20 protein-coding genes and 4 tRNA genes are annotated in these 20,768 nt (G+C 58.0%); 11 read left to right on the top strand and 13 right to left on the bottom strand.

Annotated features, from left to right (window positions below):
• Positions 1 to 117: 117 nt before the first annotated feature.
• Positions 118 to 1,140 carry an outer membrane protein assembly factor BamD gene (locus tag AC3ISI_RS24780; protein WP_489334221.1) on the bottom strand — a complete coding sequence of 341 codons (1,023 nt, stop codon included), beginning with the start codon at positions 1,138 to 1,140 and terminating at the stop codon, positions 118 to 120.
• Between the two features lie 151 nt (positions 1,141 to 1,291).
• Between AC3ISI_RS24780 and rluD the strand changes: the two genes are divergently transcribed.
• The 7 genes from rluD (at position 1,292) to AC3ISI_RS24745 (ending at position 6,546) form a co-directional block, all read left to right on the top strand.
• Complete coding sequence (gene rluD, locus AC3ISI_RS24775) at positions 1,292 to 2,254, top strand: 23S rRNA pseudouridine(1911/1915/1917) synthase RluD (RefSeq protein ID WP_007942311.1); 963 nt, start codon at positions 1,292 to 1,294, stop codon at positions 2,252 to 2,254.
• Complete coding sequence (gene pgeF, locus AC3ISI_RS24770; protein ID WP_489334220.1) at positions 2,251 to 2,970, top strand: peptidoglycan editing factor PgeF; 720 nt, start codon at positions 2,251 to 2,253, stop codon at positions 2,968 to 2,970. The genes rluD and pgeF overlap by 4 nt, the downstream gene beginning before the upstream one ends.
• A 296-nt stretch (positions 2,971 to 3,266) precedes the next feature.
• Positions 3,267 to 5,831, top strand: coding sequence for an ATP-dependent chaperone ClpB (gene clpB, locus AC3ISI_RS24765; protein WP_489334219.1), 2,565 nt, complete (start codon positions 3,267 to 3,269; stop codon positions 5,829 to 5,831).
• A gap of 299 nt (positions 5,832 to 6,130) precedes the next feature.
• Positions 6,131 to 6,206 (top strand) — tRNA-Asn (locus AC3ISI_RS24760).
• A 9-nt stretch (positions 6,207 to 6,215) separates the two neighbouring features.
• Positions 6,216 to 6,292 (top strand) — tRNA-Pro (locus AC3ISI_RS24755).
• Positions 6,293 to 6,297: 5 nt separating this feature from the next.
• Positions 6,298 to 6,373, top strand: a tRNA-Lys gene (locus AC3ISI_RS24750).
• Between the two features lie 96 nt (positions 6,374 to 6,469).
• Positions 6,470 to 6,546: transfer RNA gene (locus AC3ISI_RS24745), tRNA-Pro, on the top strand.
• Positions 6,547 to 6,649: 103 nt separating this feature from the next.
• Here AC3ISI_RS24745 and AC3ISI_RS24740 read toward each other — a convergent pair.
• The 5 genes from AC3ISI_RS24740 to AC3ISI_RS24720 form a co-directional block, all read right to left on the bottom strand.
• Entirely contained in the window at positions 6,650 to 7,048 is a 399-nt protein-coding gene (locus AC3ISI_RS24740) for an HvfA family oxazolone/thioamide-modified RiPP metallophore (protein ID WP_489334218.1), read from the bottom strand.
• 327 nt (positions 7,049 to 7,375) lie between these two features.
• Complete coding sequence (locus AC3ISI_RS24735; RefSeq protein WP_489334217.1) at positions 7,376 to 8,674, bottom strand: NAD(P)/FAD-dependent oxidoreductase; 1,299 nt, start codon at positions 8,672 to 8,674, stop codon at positions 7,376 to 7,378.
• A 60-nt stretch (positions 8,675 to 8,734) separates the two neighbouring features.
• On the bottom strand, positions 8,735 to 8,908 hold the full coding sequence (locus tag AC3ISI_RS24730; RefSeq protein ID WP_489334216.1) for a DUF3094 domain-containing protein: 174 nt from the start codon (positions 8,906 to 8,908) through the stop codon (positions 8,735 to 8,737).
• Between the two features lie 50 nt (positions 8,909 to 8,958).
• A complete protein-coding gene (locus AC3ISI_RS24725; RefSeq protein ID WP_489334215.1) occupies positions 8,959 to 9,486 on the bottom strand; it encodes an MOSC domain-containing protein in 528 nt (175 codons plus the stop codon).
• On the bottom strand, positions 9,483 to 10,109 hold the full coding sequence (locus AC3ISI_RS24720; RefSeq protein ID WP_489334214.1) for a DUF1780 domain-containing protein: 627 nt from the start codon (positions 10,107 to 10,109) through the stop codon (positions 9,483 to 9,485). Before AC3ISI_RS24720 ends, AC3ISI_RS24725 begins: the two co-directional genes overlap by 4 nt.
• 138 nt (positions 10,110 to 10,247) lie before the next feature.
• Between AC3ISI_RS24720 and AC3ISI_RS24715 the strand changes: the two genes are divergently transcribed.
• Both AC3ISI_RS24715 and AC3ISI_RS24710 read left to right on the top strand, forming a co-directional pair.
• Positions 10,248 to 10,937 (top strand): energy-coupling factor ABC transporter permease, encoded by a 690-nt coding sequence (locus AC3ISI_RS24715; protein WP_489334213.1) that lies wholly within the window; start codon positions 10,248 to 10,250, stop codon positions 10,935 to 10,937.
• A gap of 63 nt (positions 10,938 to 11,000) precedes the next feature.
• Complete coding sequence (locus AC3ISI_RS24710; RefSeq protein ID WP_489334212.1) at positions 11,001 to 11,216, top strand: hypothetical protein; 216 nt, start codon at positions 11,001 to 11,003, stop codon at positions 11,214 to 11,216.
• Between the two features lie 4 nt (positions 11,217 to 11,220).
• Here the strand turns inward: AC3ISI_RS24710 and yacG are convergent, their stop codons facing one another.
• From yacG to AC3ISI_RS24690, 4 genes are read right to left on the bottom strand one after another with little or no spacing between them, the layout of a single operon-like run.
• Positions 11,221 to 11,421: a DNA gyrase inhibitor YacG gene (gene yacG, locus AC3ISI_RS24705; protein WP_489334211.1), complete on the bottom strand. Its 201-nt coding sequence runs from the start codon at positions 11,419 to 11,421 to the stop codon at positions 11,221 to 11,223.
• Positions 11,418 to 12,041, bottom strand: a complete 624-nt coding sequence (gene coaE, locus AC3ISI_RS24700; protein WP_489334210.1) for a dephospho-CoA kinase — start codon at positions 12,039 to 12,041, stop codon at positions 11,418 to 11,420. The genes yacG and coaE overlap by 4 nt, the downstream gene beginning before the upstream one ends.
• The gene (locus AC3ISI_RS24695) at positions 12,038 to 12,910 is read right to left on the bottom strand and encodes a prepilin peptidase (protein WP_489334209.1); all 873 of its coding nucleotides are present in this window, start codon (positions 12,908 to 12,910) and stop codon (positions 12,038 to 12,040) included. The genes coaE and AC3ISI_RS24695 overlap by 4 nt, the downstream gene beginning before the upstream one ends.
• 1 nt (position 12,911) lies before the next feature.
• Complete coding sequence (locus AC3ISI_RS24690; protein ID WP_489334208.1) at positions 12,912 to 14,129, bottom strand: type II secretion system F family protein; 1,218 nt, start codon at positions 14,127 to 14,129, stop codon at positions 12,912 to 12,914.
• 234 nt (positions 14,130 to 14,363) lie between these two features.
• Between AC3ISI_RS24690 and AC3ISI_RS24685 the strand changes: the two genes are divergently transcribed.
• Both AC3ISI_RS24685 and AC3ISI_RS24680 read left to right on the top strand, forming a co-directional pair.
• On the top strand, positions 14,364 to 14,786 hold the full coding sequence (locus tag AC3ISI_RS24685; protein ID WP_489334207.1) for a pilin: 423 nt from the start codon (positions 14,364 to 14,366) through the stop codon (positions 14,784 to 14,786).
• Between the two features lie 307 nt (positions 14,787 to 15,093).
• Entirely contained in the window at positions 15,094 to 15,447 is a 354-nt protein-coding gene (locus AC3ISI_RS24680; RefSeq protein WP_489334206.1) for a BON domain-containing protein, read from the top strand.
• Positions 15,448 to 15,659: 212 nt separating this feature from the next.
• On the opposite strand, the gene AC3ISI_RS24675 is transcribed toward AC3ISI_RS24680, so the two are convergent.
• From AC3ISI_RS24675 to AC3ISI_RS24665, 3 genes are all read right to left on the bottom strand, one after another.
• The gene (locus AC3ISI_RS24675; protein WP_489334205.1) at positions 15,660 to 18,644 is read right to left on the bottom strand and encodes a DUF748 domain-containing protein; all 2,985 of its coding nucleotides are present in this window, start codon (positions 18,642 to 18,644) and stop codon (positions 15,660 to 15,662) included.
• Between the two features lie 60 nt (positions 18,645 to 18,704).
• Positions 18,705 to 19,721: a class I SAM-dependent rRNA methyltransferase gene (locus AC3ISI_RS24670; RefSeq protein ID WP_489334204.1), complete on the bottom strand. Its 1,017-nt coding sequence runs from the start codon at positions 19,719 to 19,721 to the stop codon at positions 18,705 to 18,707.
• Between the two features lie 173 nt (positions 19,722 to 19,894).
• A complete protein-coding gene (locus tag AC3ISI_RS24665) occupies positions 19,895 to 20,767 on the bottom strand; it encodes an oxygenase MpaB family protein (RefSeq protein WP_489334203.1) in 873 nt (290 codons plus the stop codon).
• Position 20,768: the final 1 nt, after the last annotated feature.

Here is a 20,768-nt window from a genome sequence, read left to right as displayed (position 1 = left end):
GCTGCTTTATGACGAGTGATCCAGCAGTTTAGCCAAGGTCATGCCGAGCGCACAGCGTAATCATCACACCCACAAAAAAGGAGCCTCGCAAGGCTCCTTTTTGTACAACCGCAGGTGTCAGTCGAACACCCCAAAGGTCATGTAGCTGAACCACGAGCGGTCACTGTTGTTGCCTTCGGAGTTGTGTTGCTCTTCTTCGATCGCGTCGTCATTTCCATCTTTAGGCTTCAGTTCGCTCGGAATCGCGTCCTTGGCATCCTGGAACTGTCTCTGCACGTCTTGGTTGGCGCGGGTTTCGCCCGGCGGCAGTGGCGGACGGGACTCGATCAGGCCCAGTGTGGCCTTGCTCAACCACGAACGGTTGTCAGCTTCGGCGACCGAAGGCTTGAACTGACCGTCTTCCAGGCTTGGGTGTTTCGGGTAGTTGAGCTTCAGGGTTTCGAGGCTGGTGGCCGCCAGTTCGTCCAGATGCATACGCTGATAGGCTTCAGTCATGATCGCCAGACCGTCACCGACGGACGGGGTATCCTGGAAGTTTTCCACCACGTAACGGCCACGGTTCGCGGCGGCGACATAGGCCTGACGGGTCAGGTAATAGTTGCCAACATGAATCTCGTAGGCTGCCAGCAAGTTGCGCAGGTAAATCATGCGCTGCTTGGCGTCCGGCGAGTAGCGGCTATTCGGGAAGCGGCTGGTCAGTTGGGCGAACTCGTTGAAAGAGTCGCGAGCGGCACCCGGATCGCGCTTGGTCATGTCCAGTGGCAGGAAACGCGCCAACAGGCCAACGTCCTGATCAAAGGACGTCAGACCTTTCATATAGTAGGCGTAATCCACGTTCGGGTGCTGCGGGTGCAGGCGAATGAAACGCTCGGCGGCCGACTTGGCAGCTTCTGGCTCGGTGTTTTTGTAGTTCGCGTAGATGAGCTCCAGTTGAGCCTGATCAGCGTAGCGACCGAACGGATAACGCGATTCCAGAGCCTTCAGCTTGGTAATGGCGCTGGTGTAGCTACTCTTGTCCAAATCTTGTTGAGCCTGCTGGTACAGCTCGACTTCGCTAAGGTTTTCGTCTACGACTTCCTTCGATGAGCAAGCAGCGGTCAATGCGAGGATGGCGATCAGCAGCAGGTGTTTCACTTGCATGGCGGCTTGCGTCCCTATGACGGCCGCTGTCTTGGGCGGGGCCGTCCTGTTATGATGAGCGCCCCGTTGTATAGCCTCGGGGCAAAAGACGCCGTATTTAACCACAAGCGCGCAGCCGAAACCAAAGGCTGTGCCGACGCCTAGTCTGAGCATGTCCGATAAAATTGAACTTCGCGCAGAGGTGCCGTCCGAATTGGGCGGCCAACGCCTCGATCAAGTCGCCGCACAATTATTCGCTGAGCACTCGCGCTCGCGCCTTTCCGCCTGGATCAAAGACGGCCGCCTGACTGTGGATGGGGCGGTTATCCGCCCGCGAGACATCGTTCACGGTGGCGCCATTCTTGAACTGACTGCCGAGCAGGAAGCTCAGGGCGAATGGATCGCTCAAGACATCGAGCTAGACATTGTCTATGAAGATGACGACATCCTGGTGATCAACAAACCTGCGGGCCTGGTGGTGCATCCGGCTGCTGGCCACGCTGATGGCACCTTGCTCAACGCCTTGCTGCACCACGTGCCGGACATTATTAATGTCCCCCGCGCCGGTATCGTGCATCGCCTGGACAAGGACACCACCGGTTTGATGGTGGTGGCCAAGACCATTCAGGCGCAGACACAGCTTGTCACGCAATTGCAGAGCCGCAGCGTAAGCCGGATCTACGAGTGCATCGTGATCGGTGTGGTGACGGCGGGTGGCAAGATCAACGCGCCCATCGGTCGTCACGGCCAGCAACGCCAGCGCATGGCGGTGATGGAAGGTGGCAAGCAAGCCGTCAGCCACTACCGCGTGCTCGAGCGTTTCCGCTCCCACACTCACGTGCGGGTGAAGCTGGAAACCGGTCGTACGCACCAGATTCGTGTGCACATGGCTCACATCAACTATCCGTTGGTCGGAGACCCTGCCTACGGCGGTCGCTTCCGTATCCCTCCGGCAGCCAGTGTGACCATGGTCGAATCGTTGAAGGCGTTCCCGCGTCAGGCCCTGCATGCGCGGTTCCTGGAGCTGGATCACCCGACCACCGGTAAACGCATGAGCTGGGAATCACCGTTGCCGGACGATTTCGTCTGGTTGCTGACCCTGCTCAAGCAAGACCGTGAGGCGTTCATCGGATGAGTGACTGGCTGATTCCCGACTGGCCTGCGCCTGCCGGGGTGAAAGCCTGTGTGACCACCCGTGCGGGCGGCGTCAGTCTGGCGCCGTTCGACAGCCTCAACCTCGGCGATCATGTCGACGACAGCCCCGAAGCTGTGGCCGAAAATCGCCGTCGCCTCACGGATCATTTCTCTATTCAACCGGCCTGGCTGCAACAGGTTCACGGCATCGCCGTGGCCCATGCGAACCCAGGCCTGGTAGCCACTGCTGACGCCAGTTGGACAGACACGCCCGGTATTGCCTGCGCGGCGATGACAGCGGACTGTTTGCCAGCGCTGTTCTGCGACCGTGCTGGCACTCGCGTTGCGGCAGCCCATGCCGGTTGGCGCGGGTTGGCGGCAGGTGTGCTGGAAGCGACGCTCGACAGTCTGGACGTGCCGCCTGCAGACGTGCTGGTCTGGCTCGGCCCGGCCATTGGCCCCAACGCCTTTGAAGTCGGCCCGGAAGTGCGCGAAACCTTCGTTGAGCAATTGCCTGAAGCCGCGAAAGCCTTTGTGCCGAGCGCCAATGCTGGCAAGTTCATGGCCGACATCTATGAGCTGGCGCGTTTGCGTCTGGCGGCTCGCGGTGTCACTGCTGTTTATGGCGGCGGTTTTTGTACCGTGACCGATCCTCGCTTCTTTTCTTACCGCCGCAGTCCACGCACCGGCCGGTTTGCCTCTCTTATCTGGCTGTAGTGCCCTGTCTCACGAATACTGTTCCTTTTTGACGGTGTCTGTTGCCGCCATGCTGCGTTGCCGCTCCTCGCCATAGCGGGCTATGACTCGTCGCGGCGCCTTGCCTGACGACAACAGCCACTCGTCAAAAGAGGAACGTATTCGTGAGACCGGGCACAAACGCTAGACTTCTCTGATCTGCATCAACGTCACGATGCTTGAAACTCCCAGAATCGACCGCATCTATAACGGTATCTGGCAGGTTTCTTCATTCAGGATGTTTTATAGGTCCGGCCTGCTCAAAAGGAAGGTGACCCATGCGTATAGATCGTTTAACCAGCAAATTGCAGTTAGCACTATCCGACGCCCAATCCCTGGCTGTCGGCCTCGACCATCCCGGTATCGAACCGGCGCACTTGATGCAGGCCATGCTCGAACAGCAGGGCGGCTCGGTCAAACCCCTGCTGATGCAGGTCGGTTTCGACGTCAACAGCCTGCGTAAAGAGCTGACCAAAGAGCTCGATCAACTGCCGAAAATCCAGAACCCGACCGGCGACGTGAACATGTCGCAGGACTTGGCGCGTCTGCTGAATCAGGCTGATCGTCTTGCCCAACAGAAGGGCGACCAATTCATCTCCAGCGAGCTGGTGTTGCTCGCCGCCATGGACGAAAACAGCAAGCTCGGCAAGTTGTTGTTGGGGCAGGGCGTGAGCAAGAAAGCCCTGGAAAACGCGATCAATAACCTGCGTGGCGGCGAAGCGGTCAACGACGCCAACCACGAGGAGTCGCGCCAGGCGCTGGATAAATACACCGTCGACCTGACCAAGCGTGCCGAAGAAGGCAAGCTCGATCCGGTAATCGGCCGTGACGATGAAATTCGCCGGACCATTCAGGTCCTGCAACGCCGTACCAAGAACAACCCGGTGCTGATCGGTGAGCCTGGCGTGGGTAAAACCGCCATCGCCGAAGGTCTGGCCCAACGCATCATCAATGGCGAAGTGCCGGATGGCCTGAAAGGCAAGCGCTTGTTGTCCCTCGACATGGGGGCGCTGATTGCCGGTGCGAAGTATCGCGGTGAGTTTGAAGAACGCCTGAAATCGCTGCTCAACGAGCTGTCGAAGCAGGAAGGGCAGATCATTCTGTTCATCGACGAACTGCACACCATGGTCGGCGCCGGTAAAGGCGAAGGCTCGATGGATGCGGGCAATATGCTCAAACCTGCGCTGGCGCGCGGTGAACTGCATTGCGTCGGCGCGACCACGCTTAACGAGTACCGCCAATATATAGAGAAGGACGCAGCCCTCGAACGGCGCTTCCAGAAAGTCCTGGTGGACGAGCCGAGCGAAGAAGACACCATCGCGATTTTGCGTGGCCTCAAAGAGCGTTACGAGGTTCACCACAAGGTGGCGATCACCGACGGCGCCATCATCGCCGCGGCCAAGCTCAGTCATCGCTACATTACCGATCGCCAATTGCCGGACAAAGCCATTGACCTGATCGACGAAGCGGCCAGCCGTATTCGGATGGAGATCGACTCCAAGCCGGAAGTGTTGGACCGTCTGGAGCGTCGCCTGATTCAGTTGAAGGTGGAATCTCAGGCACTGAAGAAAGAAAGCGATGAGGCGGCGATCAAACGCCTGGAAAAACTCCAGGAAGAAATCGTCCGTCTTGAGCGTGAGTACTCGGACCTCGAAGAAATCTGGAATTCGGAAAAAGCCGAAGTCCAGGGTTCTGCGCAGATTCAGCAGAAAATCGAACAGTCCCGTCAGGAACTGGAAGCCGCGCGCCGTAAAGGCGACCTGAACCGTATGGCCGAGCTGCAATACGGGGTGATCCCGGACCTGGAACGCAGCCTGCAAATGGTTGATCAGCACGGTAAAAGCGAGAACCAGTTGCTGCGCAGTAAGGTGACTGAGGAAGAAATCGCTGAAGTCGTGTCGAAGTGGACCGGTATTCCGGTGTCGAAAATGCTCGAAGGCGAGCGCGACAAACTGATGAAGATGGAAAGCCTGTTGCACCAGCGCGTGATCGGCCAAGACGAAGCGGTGATCGCGGTCTCCAACGCGGTGCGGCGTTCCCGGGCGGGGTTGTCCGACCCGAATCGCCCGAGCGGTTCGTTCATGTTCCTCGGCCCAACCGGTGTCGGTAAAACCGAGCTGTGCAAGGCATTGGCCGAGTTCCTCTTTGATACTGAAGAGGCCATGGTGCGGATCGATATGTCCGAGTTCATGGAGAAACATTCCGTGGCCCGGCTGATTGGTGCGCCGCCAGGCTATGTAGGCTATGAAGAGGGCGGTTACCTGACCGAGGCGGTGCGTCGCAAGCCTTACTCGGTGATCCTCCTGGACGAGGTCGAGAAGGCCCACCCGGATGTGTTCAATATCTTGCTGCAAGTGCTGGAAGACGGCCGCTTGACCGACAGTCATGGCCGCACGGTGGATTTCAAGAACACCGTGATCGTCATGACCTCCAACCTGGGCTCGGTGCAGATCCAGGAACTGGTCGGTGATCGTGAGGCACAGCGCGCGGCGGTGATGGATGCAATTTCCACCCACTTCCGGCCGGAGTTCATTAACCGGGTCGACGAAGTGGTGATCTTCGAGCCATTGGCGCGGGATCAGATTGCGGGCATTACGGAGATCCAGTTGGGTCGCCTGCGCAGTCGCCTGACCGAGCGTGAGCTGAAACTGGAGTTGAGCCCTGAGGCCATGGATAAGCTGATCGCGGTGGGTTACGACCCGGTGTACGGCGCACGTCCGCTCAAACGAGCGATTCAGCGCTGGATCGAGAACCCGCTGGCTCAGTTGATTCTGTCGGGGCGTTTCCTGCCCGGCGAGACCGCCAAGGGCGTAGTGGAGAACGACGAAATCGTATTCGTCTGATCCATTCAGGCAGCAAAACTGATGAGGCCTCGCATTGCGAGGCCTTTTTTTCGCCAGGCTGTTGAACTCTAAGGAAAAGGCTTGTAAAGTGCGCCCCGCAGTAAGTCACCCGCCAGGGTTTCCGCTCCCCAAGCAGGAATCCAAAATAAGTTGCAAATCATTAACTTGAAAGCAATTTAGGGGGTTGACAGAGGTTCTGAAGATTGTAGAATAGCGCGCCTCAGACACACGAACGCAGCGATGCGAACGGGTCGAAGAGAACGCAAAAAGCTTCACCGTTGTAAATTGAAATATGTAGTTCCGTGATAGCTCAGTCGGTAGAGCAAATGACTGTTAATCATTGGGTCCCAGGTTCGAGTCCTGGTCACGGAGCCAATTTCAAACCGGGGTATAGCGCAGTCCGGTAGCGCGCCTGCTTTGGGAGCAGGATGTCAGGAGTTCGAATCCCCTTACCCCGACCATTTTTGGGTCGTTAGCTCAGTTGGTAGAGCAGTTGGCTTTTAACCAATTGGTCGTAGGTTCGAATCCCACACGACCCACCATTTTTGAAACCAGTTAACGCTGGAATCGAATCTTAAGATCAGAGGCCAAAAGCGCTGATCGAAGAAGGCGACTTGTAAAGGTCGCCTTTTTTTTACCGGGGTATAGCGCAGTCCGGTAGCGCGCCTGCTTTGGGAGCAGGATGTCAGGAGTTCGAATCCCCTTACCCCGACCATATTAAAAATCCTCGTATCGAAAGATATGGGGATTTTTTTTGTCTGTGAAAATCAAAAAACCCCGCTTCTCGGTGGAGATAGCGGGGCGTGGTACCCAGAGGCTTAAGCGCCGTCTTGATCTTTCAGGTGCTCGAACAAACCTTTTGGCATTTTCTTGCCGTTGGCTTCGTAGTTGGCTTTCACGTTATTGAACGCTTCTTGCTCGTCGATGAAGCCGTCGTGGTTGGTATCGATCTTGTCGAAATTGGATTTCGGTGCAACTTTCAAGAATTCCGCACGGGAGACCTTGCCGTCGCCATCGGTGTCGGTCTTGGCCATCGATGCATCGCCACACTTACCTTCACCGCATTTACCTTCAGAGGTTTTCACCACCTGTTCAGCTGAGGCCAGCAGATAGCCTTGAGTCAGTGGCTGCGATGCGAATACGGTGCCGGTCAACATCATGCCACCGGCCAGAACAGCGCCAAGCAGACCGATAGTGTTTTTGGTGGTACGGGACATTTCAATTCTCCTGGGTTGCACGACACAACCGCTTGATAAAGGGTTGCCACGTAAGTGCGGCGACAACCGAAGCAGGCGTGCTGCCTTGCTCGGGTGTGGTCATTTAGCGGGAGTGGTGTATCGCTACTGTGTCGCGCAAGGGGGGAGTTTGTAAGCGAAGGGGCTAAATCGCGGGGGGAGATACAGTGAGACACAGAAGTTTTCGCAGGTTAGACCGAGGCGCCTGCATCGCGGGCAAGCCACGCTCCCACATTGGATCTGCGTCCTGCACAGATCAACTGTGGGAGCGGGCTTGCCCGCGATGAGGCCCTGACAGGCGCCGAGTATTTAGTGCAGCTTGAGTCGCGGCTCAGTCCCACGCCCGATTTTGCTGCCCAGCATCAGCATCGCCGTACGGAACGCGCCATACAGCGCCATCTGGTGCATGCGGTACAGCGACACGTAAAACATCCGCGCCAGCCAACCTTCCAGCATTACAGTGCCGGTCAGGTTGCCCATCAAGTTACCCACCGCCGAAAAACGCGACAGCGAGATCAACGAGCCGTAATCGGTGTATTTGTACGTAGGCAGCGGTTTGCCTTCGATCCGTAGCTTCAGCGATTTGGCCAGCAACGAAGCTTGCTGATGCGCCGCCTGGGCACGTGGCGGCACATTGCGATCTGTTCCCGGTTGCGGGCAAGCCGCGCAATCGCCGAAAGCGAAGATGTTCTCGTCGCGAGTGGTTTGCAGGGTGGGCAGCACCTGCAGTTGGTTGATGCGGTTGGTCTCCAGGCCGTCGATGTCCTTGAGGAAACCCGGTGCACGAATCCCGGCGGCCCAGACTTTCAGGCTGGCGTTGATCACTTTGCCATCGGCGGTAATCAGACTATCGGCAGTCACTTCACTGACCGCTGCATTGGTCATGACGTTAACTCCGAGTTTCTCCAGGGTTTTATGCACAGGCCCGCCTATACGTTCCGGCAGGGCAGGCAATACTCGTGGACCGGCTTCGATCAGGGTGATGTGCATGTTTTCCGGTTTGATCCGGTCCAGGCCATACGCGGCCAATTCGTGCGCCGCGTTGTGCAACTCGGCGGCCAGTTCAACCCCGGTGGCGCCGGCGCCAACGATGGCCACACTGATCTGTTCGACTTTGTCGGTTTGCCCGGCATGGGCGCGCAGATAGTGGTTGAGCAGTTGCTGGTGGAAACGCTCGGCCTGTTTGCGCGTGTCGAGGAACAGGCAGTGTTGCGCCGCGCCTTGGGTGCCGAAATCGTTGGTGGTGCTGCCGACGGCAATCACCAGTGAGTCGTAACCCACTTCACGGGCAGGCACCAGTTCCAGCCCCGCTTCGTCGTAAGTGGCGGCCAGCTGGATTTTTTTCAGCGTGCGATCGAGTCCGCTCATGCGCCCCAGCTGGAACTCGAAGTGGTTCCATTTGGCTTGGGCAACATAGTTGAGTTCGTCTTCTGAAGAGTTCAGCGACCCGGCTGCCACTTCGTGCAATAGCGGTTTCCAGATGTGGGTCAGGTTCGCGTCGACCAGCATCACATTGGCCGTACCGCGCTTGCCCAGAGTCTTACCCAGACGGGTAGCCAACTCCAGACCGCCGGCGCCGCCGCCAACGATGACAATACGATGAGTCATGGGGATATCTCGCAAGGCTAAAAGAAATCGGTGCAGTTAACCGAGCGAGCGCGAGGCAGCTCATAGCGTCAGGTAACTGATAAGTCGGCTCAACAGGCCCAGACCAATGGTCGCTGCCAGTACCACCACCAGGAGCATCCACGGCCGGAAAGGCCGGCGCTCGACTTGGTGCTGGGACAAGTGCAGGTACTCTTCGACATGCTTTTGGTCGTCGGGGTTCAGGCGGCTGGTCATAAAGGCCTCGTCGGTAGACGTTGCTGAATGTATAGAAGCTACAGGCTGATTTAACGAACATTGAACGGAGCATAGCCGCTGTCCGGGATGGGCTCGACGCTCACCGTGTCGTCCAGGTGAATGATCCCACTTTGTATCACTCGGGCGGTGATTCCGCCATGTCCGCGCACGGCCTGAAAAGTCCCGGGACCAAGGTTGTTTTGAAGGCGCGCACAAGGCTGGCACCAGCCGGTGGTTTCGAAAATCGCCTGACCGATCCGGAAGCGCCTGCCCTTGAGGCTGAACAGGTTGATACCGCTGATAACGAGGTTGCGCCGCAAATCACTAGGTAATACCGGCTGATCGTCCGGGCGGCCCATCAGCGAACTGATCACCGCCAGATGCTCCCACTGAATCAACGTCACCTGCCTAGCGTTACGTACGCCTGGACGGGCATGATCGCCGGTCAAGCCGGCTTCGAGCCGAGCCTCCACGGCCTCCAGTTCGATCATCTCTGTGCGTGATTCCGGGCGCACGCCAATCCAGCGTACGCGGCCGGTTTGCGGGACTTGCGCGATCAATGCCTGCAATGGACTCACAAACTGATACCGACATCGAAGACGATGCTGCGCCCCAGGTTACTGCGCAAGAAGTCTGGTGCATCGGGGTGTGCGAACAGCACCCGGGCGAACGTCGGGCCGACCAGTGACAGTGAGCGCCAGCCCTGGCGCAGGTATTCGGTAGGCGGTGGGAAATGGCTGTTGAGGTCCAGCACTTCGCGTTTGAGGCTGGCGAAAGCGATGATGTCGAGCTCCCCCAGGTCCATGCCGCGTTCTTTGTAGTTGTGCGCTTTTTTGCGCAAAGTCGGCGCCAGTCTCAGCAAAAACTCATTGGCGGGGATGCGTCTAGGTTTGGCTTCGCGTCGTACTAACTGGCTCAGGGAAAACGCACTGCGCCGACGTTGCAGCTCGTCGCGCCATTCGTCGTTCAGTCGCCGGCCCTCATCGAGCACGAAGAACACCTCGAAATTCGCCTCTCGAAACAATACGTCCGGCGGCTCGCCGGCCGGGGCGAATTCATCGGCGCGGTAGGGAATGTTCAAGCCTTGCAGCAGGCGCTGACACACCCAACGCTCACGCTCCCATTTGCGGGCATTGGACAAGAACGCGTTGGCTTGCTCGGCCGCGATGGTCAGCAGGCGTAAATAATCAGAGTCATCCATAGGCCCAAGCTTAGCGTTCAAATGCGACAAGCAGAAAGCTTTGCATCGGGTAGAGCGACTTTTGTGCCGGTGTAGACTGCTGGGCACAGAGCCGTTATCACACAAGGAGTCTGCGGTGGAGTTCAAGGGGTTACCCACATGATTGGCGCGGAGTTGTTGTCACCCGAAACGCTGACGGTCGGTTGGTTGATCTATGTGCCTGTGTTGCTTTGGGCCATCTGGCGTGCGCCCTGGGTTGAGTTGTTCACCGACAGTCGGCGCCAGCATTTGCTGTTCGGCACAGTGTTCGCGTTGTTCATGCTGTGGCTGGTGCGGCGGGATTTCGATACCGGCGTGTCTTATCACTTCATCGGCATGACGGCCGTCACCTTGTTGCTGGACTGGCCGCTGGCAATCGTCGGCGGCTTGATTGCGCAGCTCGGGCTGGTGCTGCTCGGGCGTCAGGACCTGGTCGCCGTGGGTGTAAACGGGGCGCTGCTGATTTTACTGCCCGTGCTGGTCACCGAGTGCATCGCCATCCTGGTGGAGCGGGCGCAACCGCGTAATCCCTTTGTGTATATCTTCTGTTCCGGCTTTTTTTCGGCGGCGCTGTCGGCGTTGTTGTGCCTGCTGCTGGCGCTGTGGGTGCTGTGGTACGACGAACGTTTTGCCATGCCGTACTGGCTGGAAGATTTTGTCGGCTATCTTTGGCTGCTGATTTTTCCGGAAGCGTTCATCAACGGCATGATCGTCAGCGCGCTGGTGGTGTTTTGCCCGGAATGGCTGGAGACGTTCAATCGCACACGCTACCTTTCGGCCCCCTGGAAAGACGACGATCCGAAGTCTTGATCCACATCAAATCGGCCGTTGACCGGCGAACTCATGCTCGACCAAACCTTGAGGAGCATGGGCATGAGTGTGTACGAATGGGCAAGACAGGAGCTGCGTCAGAGTCTGGATGGGGCGCAGGAGGTGGGATTTGATCCGGGGTTGAGCCTGCGCGCCTTGCTCAGCGCAGTGGTACAGCAAAGCAAGACAGTGCGCAGTACCGAAGACCTGGCCGACGAGTTGCGTTTTCTCGCGGAAAACCTCGATGACGACCAGGATTACGGTTTTATGCGGCCCTGAGAAATCAGTGACGCGGGTCGAAATCGCCGCTGAACAACTCGTCCTCGGCATCGGGAGCCACTGGAATCTTGTTTTCTTCGGACGCCCAGGCACCCAGGTCGATCAGTTTGCAGCGGTCGGAGCAGAATGGCCGGAATTTGCTCTCGGCCGTCCATTCCACGGGGGCGCCACAGGTTGGGCATTCGACGGTTGTTGGTTGGCTCATGACTGGCCTCCACGCAAAGTAAGGTAAAAGTGATGCAGGCGTTCGACCTCGCTGTGCAGCCAGGCGAGATCGCGGTCGTTGACCACCACATCGTCGGCATGGCTCACGCGATCCTCGCGGCTTGACTGGGCCTTGAGGATCGCCTGGACCTGTTGTTCAGTGGACTGGTCACGCTGCAAGGTGCGTTCGATTTGTAGCTGTTGTGGGGCATCGATCACTAAGACCCGCTGGGTTATGGCGGTCTGCCCGGATTCGATCAGCAGCGGCGAAACCAGAATTGCATAGGGCGATTGTGCCTTGGCCAGATTGTTCGCGATTTCTTCACCGATCAACGGATGCAACAAGCCTTCGAGCCACCGGCGTTCCTCTGGCACTTCAAAGATCAATGCGCGCAGGGCCGCACGATCCAGTGTTCCGTCGGCTTGCAGCACGCCGGGGCCGAAGTGTTCGGCGATGGCGGCCAGCGCCGGGCGTCCCGGCTCCACCACCCAGCGCGCCGCGTGATCGGCGTCCACGACGTGGATACCCAGGTCGATAAAGTGTTGGGCAGCGGCGCTTTTGCCGCTGCCGATGCCGCCAGTCAGGCCGAGAATCCAGGGTTTTTCCACAGGGGTATTCATTTCAAACCGACAAACTGCCAATAGAAGTCGGTTATTTGACCACCCCAGAGCAAGGCAATCCAGCCGGCAATCGCCAGATAGGGGCCAAAGGGGATTGGCGACGAGGTTTTTGCGTTGCGCAGACGCAACAAAATCACCCCGAGAATGGCGCCCACGAGCGATGACAGCAGGATCGTCAGTGGCAAAATTTGCCAGCCACCCCACGACCCGAGCATGGCCAATAGCTTGAAATCACCATGGCCGATACCGTCTTTGCCGGTGAGCAGCTTGAACAGCCAGAAAACCGACCACAACGCCATGTACCCGGCGACCGCCCCCCACAGCGCTTCATGCAATGACACGAAGACCCCGAAGCTGTTGACGATCAACCCAAGCCATAACAGCGGCAACACCAGCACATCCGGCAGCAGTTGGTGCTCGGCGTCGATCAGGCTCATCGCCAGCAAGCCCCAGGTCAAGATCAACACCATGCCGGCCTGCCAACCGAATCCGAAATGCCAGGCGATAAATGCCGAGAGCAGGCCACAGGCCAGTTCAATCAGCGGATAGCGCTTGCTGATCGGTGCGGCGCAGTTTGAGCATCGCCCCCGTAAAAGCAGGTAACTGAACACTGGAATATTTTCCCAGGCGCGAATTTGATGATCGCACTGCGGGCAATGGGAGTGGGGCAGCATCAAGTTGTAGGTCGGGCCAGGCGCTTCGGGCGGGACACCCAGCACGTCTTGGGCTTGCAGCCGCCATTCGTGGTGGAGCATTTTGGGCAGGCGCCAGACCACCACATTGAGGAAGCTGCCCACGACCAGGCCCACCACTAATGCGAGGACCACGAAGAACGCTGGGTAAACCGTCAGAATTTCATTCAAGGGCATGTCAGATCGCTGAGCCGAGTTGGAAGATGGGCAAGTACATTGCAACCACCAGGCCCCCGACGATAACACCCAGCACGACCATGATGAATGGCTCCATCAGGCTGGTGAGGTTATCGACCATGTTGTCCACTTCGTCTTCGTAGAAACCTGCGACTTTATCGAGCATGTCATCCAGTGCGCCGGATTCTTCGCCAATGGCTGTCATTTGAATCGCCATGTTGGGGAAAACGCCGCAAGTACGCATGGAAAAATTCAGCTGCATGCCGCTCGACACGTCCTGCTTGATGCGCAGTACCGCGCGCTTGAACACAATGTTGCCGGTCGCACCGGCCACGGACTCCAACGCTTCGACCAATGGCACGCCGGCGGCAAAGGTAGTCGACAGCGTTCGGGCGTACCGGGCTACGGCAGATTTGTACATCAGCGTGCCAATGAGGGGTAGTTTCAACAGCCAGGTGTCCAGCCAGTCACGAAAGCCCGGGGATTTTTTGAAAGCGTGGCGCACGCCGAAAATCGCCGCGATTCCCACACCGAGCATCGCCCACCACCAGTGCTGCATGAGCGCCGACAGGCCGATGACCATCACCGTGAAGGCAGGCAGTTCGGCACCAAAACCTTTGAACACCGACTCGAACTGCGGCACCACCTTGACCAGCAAAATCCCCGTGACAATGATCGCGACGAACACCACGGCCAATGGGTAGGTCATGGCTTTCTTGATCTTGGCCTTGAGGCTTTCGCTCTTTTCCTTATAGGTCGCCACCCGCTCCAGCAACGTATCGAGGGCGCCGGCCTGTTCGCCGGCATCCACCAGGTTGCAGTAGAGCTCATCGAAATACTGCGGTTTTTTGCGCAGGGACGCGGCGAAGCTGTTACCCGCCGCGACTTCCTGCTTCAACTCGTCCACCAGTTTGCGCATGGCCGGGTTATCGAAGCCTTCGCCGATAATGTCGAAGGACTGCAACAGCGGCACGCCGGCTTTCATCATGGTCGCCATCTGCCGGGTGAACAGGGCAATTTCCTGAGTCTTGATACGTTTGCCGACGTTGAAAATCGACGCGGATTTCTTGTGCACCTTGCTGGGGCTGATGCCTTGCTTGCGCAGTTGGGCCTTGATCAACGCCGGGTTCTGGCCGCTCAACTCTCCAGTCATTTTGGAGCCTTTCCTGTCTGTGCCTTCCCAGGCGTAGACATTTGTTTTTGCTGCTTTGACCGACATGTTCAGTCCTTGGTGACCCGATTGATTTCTTCATGGCTTATAGCCTAGTCAAGGCGCTGAGCCAAACCAGCGGCCTTGAGGTGACAAAAAGTGTCAGATAGTGCGGTTACTGGGGGGAGGAACGGTCTTTGATTCGACTCGCCGCCCCGCGAACAGGGGGGTGTAGCGCTTGGCATGGGCTGTGCTGATGCTCTTTCAGATCATGAGCTTTCGACTCATGCATGGAGCTTGTCTATGAAAACTCAGAAAGGTTTTACCCTGATCGAACTGCTGATCGTGGTGGCGATCATCGGGATTCTGGCGACGTTTGCGTTGCCGATGTATTCCAAATATCAGGCCAGGGCAAAGTTGACGGCGGGTCTGGCCGAGATTTCCGCAATGAAGGTGCCGTATGAAGATGCTATCAATCAGGGCACGGCGCCAACGATAGGCAACGTGGCGCCGGCGGGTCACGCCGCGACCAGCAATTGCACCGTCGCGGTCACCGGCGCTGTGGATACAGGTAATGGCAGCATCACCTGCACGGTTTTGAATGCCCCGGCGCCAGTGCTGAGCAAGACCATTAAATTGATCCGTGATGCTTCCAATGGCTGGTCGTGTACCAGTACTGCTGAACAAGACTACCTGCCTAAAGGTTGCACCAGTTCCGCCTCGTAAACGCTGTCATCCAGCACGGCCTCGCTGTTTCGGTTGCGGGGCTTTTTTTTGTTTGTCGAATGCCTCGCTACTGAAAAAAAGGCAAAAAATTCAGTGTGTTAGGAACTTTGTGAAAACCCGCAAGTTGCATGCAGAGTTTCGCCAGGTCATGCATTTTGCATGATTTCGAAAATATGCAAAATTTATAACTTGTTGATTTAAAACGATTTAGTTGTTGTTTCAAAGTTGGCACAGCGTTCGCACTCTACCCAGTAACCCTGCTGAGAAGACAACCAGCAGACTTTCTAGAAAAACAGGAGTTACACGTATGAAGAAGTTCGCTATCGCTGCCGCTACTGCTACCGCGCTGACCCTGACTCTGGCCAACGCTGCATTCGCACAGACCACCACCACTCAATCGCCAATGACATTGGCTTCGGGTGAAATGACCAAGGCCGAGGACGCTACTTCCGACACCTGGATCACGACCAAAGTTAAAAGCGACCTGCTGACCGAAAAAGGCATTCCTGGTACCGACATCAAAGTCGAAACCAACAAAGGCGTAGTGTCCCTGTCGTCCTCGGTTGCGGTGACTGCCTCCCAGAAATCCACCGCTGTGGCGATCACCAAGAAAATCAAAGGCGTCAAAGCGGTCTCCGCTGACGGCCTGAAAGCCGAGTAAGGCAAAACTTCTCGCCTGGACCGGGAGAAGGTGTGGCAGACGGGCTGAGTAATACGCCTGCCACTTCTTAGGAGTTCATGCGAACGGCCATAAGGATGTGGCCATTACAGGCCCCGGCATTTGTGTCGGGGCCTGTTCTATGGCTGCACAAAACAATTGCGGCCACTCAAGATTGTGTTGAGTTCAATGGCTACCGAGCAATATTCTCAGCATCACTCGGCATCCAGATGCAACGGCGTAATCACCCGGCCATCACTTTGCGCTTCGCCAAGGTTGGCGTCGATGAAGTACACACGGTCATCGGCCAGCTGACCTTTGTCCACCAGATAGTCCTTGATGCTGCTGGCGCGCTCCTGCCCTAGCTGACGCAGCAGCACGTCGCTGGTGCTCCAGAACTTGATCACGTCGGCGCGCATTTTGGCGGTGCGTTCTTCCTTGCCCAAGTCATTCCATTCGGCGGGCGGCTGAGTCTTCAGACGTGTGCGGTAAATGCCTTCCAGCAGCGCACCTTTCTCGTTTTCCGGGACCACCAGCAATGAAGCCTGGGCCGGGACTTTGTCGCCGCGACGCTGGAGCATTTTGTAGTAGTTGTATTGGTACTCCCGCTCCAGGCGTTGTTCGGCAATCAACGGGCCGTCACTGCTGGCGGCGGCCGTACCCTCGATTTCAAGTCGCAGGGCCGGACGTTCCTTCAAGGCTTGGGACAGTTTTACCAATGCGGCCTCGGCGTCCTTGTTCAAATCGCTTGAGCCCGGTGCGAACGATACGGTACCCAAGTCCTCGGAACCGCCGCCACTGACCAGTCCGCCAATCAGTTTGAACGGCGCAGCGGCGGCTTTGACGATCAGGTTGCGCAGGGTTTGCCAGACTATTGGCATGACGCTGAACTGCGGATTATTGAGGTCGCCAGTGACAGGCAATTCGATGGAAATCTTGCCATCCACATCCTTGAGCAAGGCAATTGCCAGTTTCAGCGGCAGACTCACGGCATCCGGGCTGTCGACTTTTTCCCCCAGCTCCAATTGCTCGACCACCACTTTGTTCTCGGCCTTGAGCTGACCTTTGATGATCAGGTAATGCAGGTCGAGGTTGAGCCGGCCCTTGCGGATGCGATACCCGGCGAATTTGCCAGAGTAAGGGGTGAGCGTGGTCAGCTCCACACGTTTGAAACTGGTCGCAATGTCGAGGCTGGCGATCGGGTCGAACGGATTGACCGCGCCCTTGATGGTCACCGGTGCATAACGGTCGACCTTGCCTTTGATATCCACGCTGGCCGGTTTTGCCTGACGGCTGTCGATGGTGCCGATCTGCCCGTTGAGCTGTTGCACGGCGGTGGCGAAGTTCGGTGTCAGGCTGAAGTCGGCGAAGTTGGCCGAGCCGTCATTGATGGCGATGCCGCCGATGTGTATGCCCAGTGGCTTGCCGTTACTGGCCGGTTTTCCGGCGGTGGTTTTGGCCGCGGTATCGGGGGGTTGCGGGATCAACAGGTCATCGATACTGGTGGTGCGATCTTCGTTGATCATGAAGCGCGCATAAGGCTGGAACAGGTTGACCTTGTCGATCGACAGGCTATCACCGTGCTGATAGTTCAGGCCTTCGAGCACTAGCTGCTGCCACTTGAGGAAGTCGCGGGTTTTAAGGGTGTCGAGGGTGTGCAACTGATCGACTTGAGCCCGGCCAGTGACGCTAAATGCCAGCGGCTCAGTGCTTTTCAGATCGACTGCCAGATCACCGCCGAGCATGCCGCTACGCAGTTCCAGGCGGATGAATGGGGTGATGTAGGACTGGGCGACACGCAGGTCAATGTCTTTGGTCTGAACCTTCAGTTTGGCGCTGATCGGGGCGAGATTGACCACGCCGTCGGCCAACACCTTGCCTTGTTTGCCCACGCCGGTGTCGAGCTTGAGATTAAAAGGCGAACCGTTAAGGCTGTCGAAATTCTGCAGGTCCAGATTCAACGGGCCGACTTCCAGCGCCACAGCAGGTTGCGCCTTGCGGTCGGCAAGGTGCACCTGGTAATCGCGCAACTGCACGTCTTTGAGCAGCACTTGCCACGGTTTGCTCGGTGGCGTCGGTTCAGGTTTGGGCGAGTCGGCTGCCGCTGGCGCACTGGCAGGTTCGGCCTTGGCCTTGGCGGCGGGTTTGGACGGCTGACTGGCGAACAGCTTTTGCCAGTCAAGTTGCCCGTCGGCTTCGAGGGCGGCCCAGGTTTCCAGTTTGTGGCTGCGGACCTTGCCGACCACCACGTGTTGCTTGGCCAGGTCTACGGTAGTTTCGCTGATATCAAGTCGTTCAAGCTTCGCCAAAGGTCGGCCGTCCGGGGCCTTGATCGCGAAAGGCGCGACACTGACGGCGACATTGCTCAGTAGCAGTTCGGTTTCTTTGGACAGATTGAGTTTGTAATCGGTGCTGAGGCTCATGATGCCGCTTTCGAGGTTCAGGGGCACTGCGTCGCGCACATAGGGCCAGAAGGCTTTCATCTTGCCATCGGTGATTTTCAGCTTACCTTCGGAGGCGAGCGGGATCAGGCTGAAGTTGCCGGTCCAGTCGACCTGTCCGCCGTTGGGGCCGATGGCCACCAAGGTCATGTCGGCGCTGTCGTCGGGAAGGGTGCTGAGGTTTTTCAGCTCGAAGTCGAGTTTGTCATAGAGGAATTCGATAGGTTCGCTGGGCCGGGCATCTTCAAAGTGCAGGGCGCCACCCGCCAGTTTGATCCGCTCGATGCGCAGCGGAAACGGCTTGGCATCCGGGTCGGCGGGGGTGGGTTCGCCCGCTGGCAATTTGAACAGCCCGAGCAGGTTGAGCTGGCCGTCCTTGCTGAAGAGGATTTCAGTCTTGAGTTTGTCCAGTTCGATATCGGACAGGTGCACGGCCTTGGTCCAGAGACTGTCGAGTTGCAGATTGGCGTACAGGCGTTCGAAGCCGATCTGTTCCTTGCCTGGCTCGCCGATGACCAGGCCCCAAAGGGTGACTTCCAGGCTGAACGGGTTGAATTCGATCCGCTGAAGGTGGGCGGGCACCGTGGCGTAGTTGGCCAATTGCTGGTTGGCGACCCGCAACGCGATGCCCGGCAAAATCAGAAACCCCAGCAAGCTGTAGAGAGCCAGAGCAGTCAACAAGGCGCCGATAGCGCGAATCAATCCTTTGGTCATGTGTGGCTTCATCTGTCTGAATCGGAGTGCCTTGGAGTATGGCATGCGATTGCAGTTCCGAAGTGACCACGCTTTGCAGGATTTGTCTGAATTTTTGGGTAAATGTCAGAGCTGCAGAATCAGCGTTTTCAGCGGAGGCTGCTGATCCATCGACGGAAAATCAGCGCCCGGTGTCATCACTGTCCACTCGCGCACCGGTCGCCCGGCTTTCTCTGCGCAGCGCAATACCTGTTCACGCCAGTCGTCCATGCTGACCTTTGCCAGGTTGTTGCAGCAGATCAGCACGCCATTGTCGGCGGTGGTCAGTAGTGCGGGTTTGAGCAGGCTCTGGTAGTCGCGTAGCAGGTCGACGGTGCCGAAAGCACTCTTGGCCCAGGCGGGAGGGTCGAGCAGCACCAGATCGTACTGACGCTGTTCCAGGCGTTGGTAGCTCGGCAGTTTCTGCCCGCGTCGGTGACTGATTGGCAGACCCGCCAGTTGGCGGATCGCCGGGAAGTAATCGGACTGGACGAATTGCATGGCTGGCAGCTGCGAATTGAGCAGCCCGTTCTCACGGCCGACCGCCAGGTTGCCCTCGGCGAAATCGAGGTTGCACACCTCTCGGGCGCCACCGGCCGCAGCACTCAACCCGACGCCACAGGTGTAGGCAAACAGGTTGAGCACGCTTTTGTTCTGGCTGTGCGCTTTGACCCAGCCACGGGTATTGCGCAGGTCGAGAAACAGCAGCGGATCCTGGCCGGCATGACGCCCGCGAACCCGGTAATTGAGGCCCCATTCGTGGCCGACCAAATCCTCCAGCGCCGCCGCATCGGCACGGTAGACCGTGTCTTCACGGTCGATGCGCGAATTGCCCCGGGAGCGGTCGTTGTAGACCAGCAGAGTGTCGAGGCCCAAATGCTGGTTGATCGCCTCGTGCAATTGCAGCAGCGCGTCGCGCTCCAGCGACTGGTGAAAGCTTTGCACCAGCAGCTGTGGGCCATAGCGGTCTATGGTCAGGCCGCCGGCGCCTTCCTGGCTGCCGTGGAACAGACGATAGCAATCGGTGCCTTGCTGATGCAATTCGGCAAGCAGGTCCTGGCGATGTTCGAGGGCGGCGCGCAGCGCCTGATTCAAGGAAGACATGCTGGGCGCCTTGCAGGAGGGAATTTGGCGCGGGAGTTTAACAGCTTGGGCCGGAACCGAGGTGATGCCATCGCGAGCAGGCTCACTCCCACAGGGGATTTTGTGTTCGACATCGATCAAATGTGGGAGCGAGCCTGCTCCGGGCGGCGTTCCGACGATGCTTTTGGGGGCAATCAGGTCAACAACCCCATCCGCCGCTTCGCCCGCTGCACCGAGCCATTACGCACCGCCCAGCGCAGCATCGGCGCGCTTCGATTGACGCTGGCGCGGATCAGTTTGCGCTGCAACGGGTTTTGGCTGACGCCGAGCATGTCACTGGCCCAGTCCGGCAACAGATCGATGCCGGCCTGCATCATCAAGCCGCCGAAAGGCTTGGCCAGACGGCTGGGGGAGGGGGCGTTCAGCAACAGTCTCAAGACTTCGCGGCTGCGTTCGTCGCACAGCAACTGTGGGCGAACACGTTCAAGGTAATCAGCTATTTCCTGCCGCGAGCGGGGCACATCACGGGCACCCAGTCGCTCGGCGACCAACGCGATTTCCCCGTAGTAACGGTCCTGATCGGCCAGTGACAGATTCGGATTGCGATAACGCAAATGCGCGGCCAGAAAGTTGCTGACTTCGGCCACATGCACCCAAGTCAGCAGGTCTGGATCGCTGGCCGCATAAGGGCGCCCATCCGGCGCAGTGCCCGTCACTTGCAGGTGGATAGTGCGGACTTTCTCGATCAGCCAGTCGGCATCCTTTCGTGAGCCAAACGTAGTGCCGGAGATGAACTGCCCGGTGCGGCGCAGCCGGCCGAGCATGTCCTCGCGAAAATTCGAATGGTCCCAGACTCCGGCCAGGGCCAATGGATGCAAGGCTTGCAGCATCAGGGCACTGATGCCGCCGATGAGCATGCTGCTGAAATCGCCATGCACTTGCCAACTCACCGAGTCGGGGCCGAACAGGCCGGGATCGCCCTTGGGATTTTCCAGATCGAGCTTGCCGAGGGACAGACCGGTCAGGCTCATGATCTGGGTTTCGATGCGGGTACGGATAAATTCCATG

Source organism: Pseudomonas sp. GL_139_B (assembly GCF_057834475.1).
This window is presented reverse-complemented; position numbering and strand designations above follow the sequence as displayed.